Origin of the sequence: Oligella sp. HMSC09E12, from assembly GCF_001808505.1 — a bacterium.
In the GTDB taxonomy this organism is placed as follows: domain Bacteria; phylum Pseudomonadota; class Gammaproteobacteria; order Burkholderiales; family Burkholderiaceae_B; genus Oligella; species Oligella urethralis.
In genome coordinates this window covers 1-5,695 of record NZ_KV793540.1, presented here as the reverse complement: position 1 = coordinate 5,695, position 5,695 = coordinate 1, and the positions used below count along the sequence as shown (strand labels likewise).

Genomic DNA, 5,695 nt, shown 5'->3' with positions numbered 1-5,695 from the left:
AGGCAAACATGCAGCCAATCCGGGACGTGATTGGGTTAGCGCTTTGAAAGCATCCCCGAGTATTAGCAGACTGGATTGGGTTTTATAAACAGCAGCGCCCATACCAGTCCTTGGGCATAAGGTGAGTAACAAGTGCTGGCCCGGTGAGCATATCTATAACACAGACGCTTACACCGATTGTTTACTGCATTAACAATGTTGTGAGCAAGCTTATAAAATCATCTCGAAAATAAATACGGTTAATAGATTTATTAATCAGTTGATATACTTTTCGTATGCAGTTCTCAAAAGGAACTTACCACACAGCCAATAAGTAAATTGTTTTGCTATGATGCTAGCTTAAAAATTAACTCAGCTGTTTTTACTACCTTAACTTCCGATAACGGTGACCATATGGCCTTTGCCAGTTTATTGACTTTGCTTGATGATGTGACAGCTGTTCTTGATGATGTGGCAGTTATGACTAAGGTTGCTGCTAAAAAAACGGCAGGTATTGTTGGTGATGATTTGGCAGTTAACGCAAATCAATTGACCGGTATCGCTGCACAACGAGAATTACCTGTGGTTTGGCAGGTGACGATTGGTTCTTTTATTAATAAGGCGATCATTATACCTACTGCCTGACTCATCTCGTATTTTTCTCCTGTGATGATCACGGTGCTTTTATTGATTGGCGGTGCTTATTTAGCCTTTGAAGGGATGGAGAAGCTTCTGCACAGTTTGAAAGTTAAACAGACGAGCTCCTCTTTGATTGACGTTGAGTCATCAAATGCAACAACAGTATTAAGTCAGGAGGATTTGAAGAGTGAAGAGCGTAGGAAGGTGCGTGGGGCTATTCGTACCGATTTCATATTATCTGCAGAAATTATTATCATCGCAATGGGTGTTGTAGCAAGTATGGGGATTTTGCCCAAAACGCTAGTTATGATTGCTATTGGCGTGGGTATCACTGTATTTGTATACGGTATTGTCGCTTTGATAGTAAAGCTCGATGATATTGGTCTATGGCTTATGCAGAAGAGTTCAAGTATGCTACAAAAAATTGGCCGTGGAATAATTGCTTTTATGCCCATGTTGATGCGGGGTTTAGCGATTATTGGTACGATTGCCATGTTTTTAGTGGGTGGCGGTATTTTTACGCATAATTGGCCGTGGCTTCATGAGCTGGTTGCAAGTGTGGTTGGTCATTCATTGCTAATATCAATCGTGCTTGATTTACTCATAGGTATGCTAATAGGTTTTTTAGTATATATTCTAGTTTCGATGTTTATGAGTTTGCAGCGCACTAAACCCTTATACCTGACCATTGATGAGTAAATAGCTTAATTGACGGTCGATGAGTTTTAGTTTGATATTATTTAGATGAAATTAGCCTCAATAGAAGTCGCTTTGAAAGAGCTAAAATTAGCGAACTATAATGACCAGCACTTTTTGCTCAGCTTATGCCGCTAACGCTTCTCTGATTTCATCTCTTTACTCATGGTCAAATTTTCTTCATCATATCAAATAAGACCTGAGTAGGTTTTTACTGGGTCAATACACGAGATGCCAATACTTATCCACCTCCTAATCAATACCTTAAAAACTCCCGCTGCCACCGATTTGATTAACCGGCACTGGGCTGATGAGGTTAATCTCTGCTTGATGTAGACGGTCTAATATTTCAAATAGAAGTTCACTGCGGATTTTACCTACCATGCGCGCGCTTGGCACATAGCAGGTGGCAGTTAGCATAAGTCCACTAGTATCAATTGCATCAAGGCGCACATAGGGTTCACTATCTTCAAGCACTGATTCATGCTCTGCCATCACAGCTAGTACCATATCAGCTACAATCCGTGGGTTTGTATTGATAGGTAAAGGGAGTTTGATTTGTATGCGACCTCCGCTATTGTCTAGCGTCATATTGCGTACAGCCTTGGTAATAAATTCAGAGTTTGGCACGATCAGCGTTGAGCGGTCAAATAATTGAATTTCAGTGGCACGAATATTAATACGTTTAATATCACCATCATTATTACCTACAACCACCCAGTCACCGACTTTCACTGGTCTTTCTGTTAGTAAAATAAGACCGGAAATAAAGTTTTGCACGATAGATTGCAAACCGAAACCGATGCCGACGGAGAGGGCACTGGCAACCCACGTAATTTTATCAAAGCTTAGTCCCAGGGCACCTAGGATTAAGGCAATGACCAGGACACCACCGAGGTAGCCCGACATGGTTGAAATACTGGATTGCACCCCTTTTTCAAGTTTAGTATTAGGGAAATATTTTTTCTCTAGCCACGTTTTGAAAATCTTTATTAACCAAAAGCCAATAATAAAGATAAAAATGGCACTGATAATACCGCTGGTACTCAAGGCAAAGTTATGTTCAGCCACTAAGCGATTGAGCATCGCCGAGAAATTCGAAAATTCAGTAATATTTGTGCCGAAGGGCAATAATAGGATTCGGATTAATGCATAAATCAATAAAACCTTGGTGATGGCAGATAGCACCACGATAAATTGATTAATGAGGTCCTCGCTGATTGCATACGCCCTAATTAAGTAGTTGCCAAGTAGCGCTTTATTACCAAGCAGGGCATGATACAGGTCATCCGCTAATTTCCACGCAATATAAAAGGCAGAACTGACCAAGACGGTCCACACCAATTGATTCACAATAAATGAGGCCATACTGACATAGCCTGTTAAGGTGATAATTATCGCCACCAAGGAAAGTAGCCAGGCAATCGATGTCAGTGACACAAACCAAAACGGATACTTAGGATTTGTCTCTTCCTCTGTTGGAGTCGTGTCTTCAGTAGGCTCACCCTCTGCAGCGGCTCTTGAGTCCACGAGCTTTTTGTTTAAAGGTTTTCCACCCCGCGATAAGCGAGTAAAAAAGCTGAAGCTCAATAAACACGTCAAAAAGGTAGCCAGTGTATTAACGCTTAGCTCAGTGGTAAAACTCGTGCCGATGTAGTTGCCGCTTATGGTTACGATTTGGTAGCTCAGTGTTAATAAGGCTAATAATGTCGGATAGGGGCTTAAGGCACGTGCCTCATCACCGCTTAAATTAGTCAAGCGCCAGGTATCATGCTTAAGACAAAGCATCGCTTCGCCCATACCGTAAATAAAGGAGGCGAGTAGCATGGCATAAAATATTTGCTGTAAATAGCGTTTAAGTTCAGGATTTAAAATATCATTCCAATTCAATCCCAAGTAAACTAATAAGCACACAAGTCCCATCAATAAGACCCTTAGCAGGAGTTTAGCGAGCGCATAAAAGGAGCGGCGAGCTCTGCCGTTAGGAATAATAGTGATAAGCGCGTAATTCAGCGATTGATTGACATATCGATTAATAAAAACAAAGGCAAAGATACTGAGTAAAATGCCTGTCACTAGTGGCCAACGATTTTCTTTGTTAATGGCTTCTGTGGCAAGAGCGCTTAAGTCATTTTTAAACGCTTGAATACGTGCGGCATCTGTAGACATTGCGAGCGTCCAGTTACGCCAAAAGCTCGGGTTTAACATGCTACGCACTTTTAAAGAAAGTTCGGCTTTGAAGCGCTGACGTCGTTCATTGATAAGTAGCTTTCTTTTTTCTTCCGCCGCACTGATAATTAAAATTAAATGTTTGCGTTGTGCGTCTAATTTGTCATGTTCAGATTGCAGTGCACTGCGTTGCTCATCAATAAATGCAGCTTCGGGACCGGCATTTGATTTGGTGGCTTCGGTGCTTGTGGCTTCGGTCGAATCTGGCGCCTCTGTTTTAGCTGCGCCTGCGGGTGTATTGATGCGATTTAATTTGTCATTTAAATCGACCACTTGCTGCGTTACTTGGTTTAGGAGGCTCTGAGCATTTTGCTGAATTTTACTGAGCTTTGTGGTGAGCTGTTGTAAGTCGGCATTGTCTTTGCTGCTTACAGGTATCTCATCTAACTGCGCCTGTAATTGTTCAACGGTGATGGCGTCGGTATCAGCGACGCTTTGCGCTAAGGCGGTCAGCGGTAATAATAAACTAACTAATAAGGCGCAGATAAAAGCAAATAATGAGACACGCATAGAGTATAAAAAAGATAAGCGGAATAGCGTTTACAGCATGAGCTAACTGTAGCAAAAAATTGTGCTTAGGATAGTGAGGCTCTAATCCTTGCTTAAGGTAAAACAGCGAAACCCTTGGTTTCGCTGTTTAAAAAGTAGTTAGTTTTGAGCCAGTGCCTTGTTTCTATTTCTGAAAGCGGCCATGATTAAAACGACTAAGCATGATAAAACACCGCCAACTAAAGCACCGATCACAGCCATTTGGGCGCGTTTAGGTGAACTGCGCTTTGGTGGGAGGGTAGGGCGCATTAAGTAGCTGAAGGCTTGAAACTCCGGCTCCTTATTTTGAAGTGCTTCGAGGGCTTCAATTCGGTATTGAAGCTGAAAGTACTCATCCGGATAGATGACCGGACTATTTTTTGCAACCTCTAGCAATGCACTTAAAATTTCTTCACCTTGCAAATAGAGCAGCTCAGGGTTGTTTAAATCAATTTGTAACATCACCTCGCTGTTGGCAATACCATTAAGTCCGGCTAAGCCGCCAGAAACGCTCTTAATACCGGCCTTTTGAGCAATTGAAAGCGCATTTGTATAGTGTTCAATATTGATTTGGCGCCTGGTGTTGGCCGCTCGCTCTAAAATCTCTTTGCCTTGTTTGGCTGCAGCAATTTTTGAGTTTAAGTCGTTATAAAAGTCATTGCGTATGGTTTTCGTGGCAACCTGGTTGATATTGTCTATATAACCGCTCAGTACCTCTTGAGCACTTTCCGGGGTATCACTGATAAAAGATAGAGTGTAGCTAGTCGCTAAGGACTTATTTTTTTCATCCGGTAGTTGCACCGAGAGATTTTGACTTAAACGATCTAGCACTACGTTTGGCTCGGCATCTTTTTGTAGTCGTTGAAAGAGGGCCGTCTTTGATAAATAGCTCTGCTTTTCATCATGGTCAGCAGCAGTGTATAAGAAGTTATTAAAGATATTGATTAAAAACTCATTGATATCAATATCCTCTTTGGGGTTATTAATGCTCTTCGGATTATTAATGTGTTGAATGGTACGCGCCTCGGTTACCAAACCCTCGGTATCAACAAGACGTGGTGCAACCACAGCAGCGCTTGAACGCCATTGCTCAGTCTGCAATAATGATAGACCATAGGCAGCAGCAAAGCCCAATACAGTAAACAATATAATTAAAAACTTGTGGGCCCATAAGGTACTTAACAAGTCCAAGAGATCAATCTCATCCTGCTCTGTGCCCATCTGGTATGGCTTGTGATTAGAAGCTTCGGACATGTGCTACGTCCTAAATTACAATTCCGTTTGTTGATTTGACATGTATTTTAATACATTAAGCTTGCTGTGAGGCTAATACAATTACTAAGTGCTTTTTTAGTTTAACAAGAAAAAAGCGCATCACGATAAGGCGTAATGCGCTCCTTGGACGATATAAATTTAGTGACGCTTAGCTAAATGACGGTAAACAATGCGACCTTTATCTAAATCATAAGGTGATAACTCAATTGATACCTCATCACCAGCCAAGATGCGGATATTGTGTCGGCGCATTTTGCCTGCACTGTAGGCGATTAATGGGTGGCCGTTATCTAAGGTGACACGAAAACGGGAATCAGGGGCCTGTAAATAATTTTGTGTAACTTCCTTT

At 41.7% G+C, this 5,695-nt stretch carries 3 protein-coding genes and 1 pseudogene; 1 reads left to right on the top strand and 3 read right to left on the bottom strand.

From position 1 onward, the window contains the following. The first annotated feature begins 393 nt into the window (after nt 1-393). Nucleotides 394-1,317 (top strand): annotated as a pseudogene (locus HMPREF3179_RS02530) (DUF808 domain-containing protein). A gap of 261 nt (nt 1,318-1,578) precedes the next feature. On the opposite strand, the gene HMPREF3179_RS02525 reads toward HMPREF3179_RS02530, so the two are convergent. The 3 genes from HMPREF3179_RS02525 to infA form a co-directional block, all read right to left on the bottom strand. Next, nucleotides 1,579-4,053 (bottom strand): DUF3772 domain-containing protein, encoded by a 2,475-nt coding sequence (locus HMPREF3179_RS02525; protein ID WP_070469609.1) that lies wholly within the window; start codon nt 4,051-4,053, stop codon nt 1,579-1,581. Between the two features lie 138 nt (nt 4,054-4,191). Beyond that, nucleotides 4,192-5,325, bottom strand: coding sequence for an LPS O-antigen chain length determinant protein WzzB (locus HMPREF3179_RS02520; protein ID WP_070469607.1), 1,134 nt, complete (start codon nt 5,323-5,325; stop codon nt 4,192-4,194). A gap of 159 nt (nt 5,326-5,484) precedes the next feature. Then, nucleotides 5,485-5,695 (bottom strand): translation initiation factor IF-1 (infA, locus tag HMPREF3179_RS12075; protein WP_070469604.1); only part of this gene is annotated, 211 nt, incomplete at its 5' end.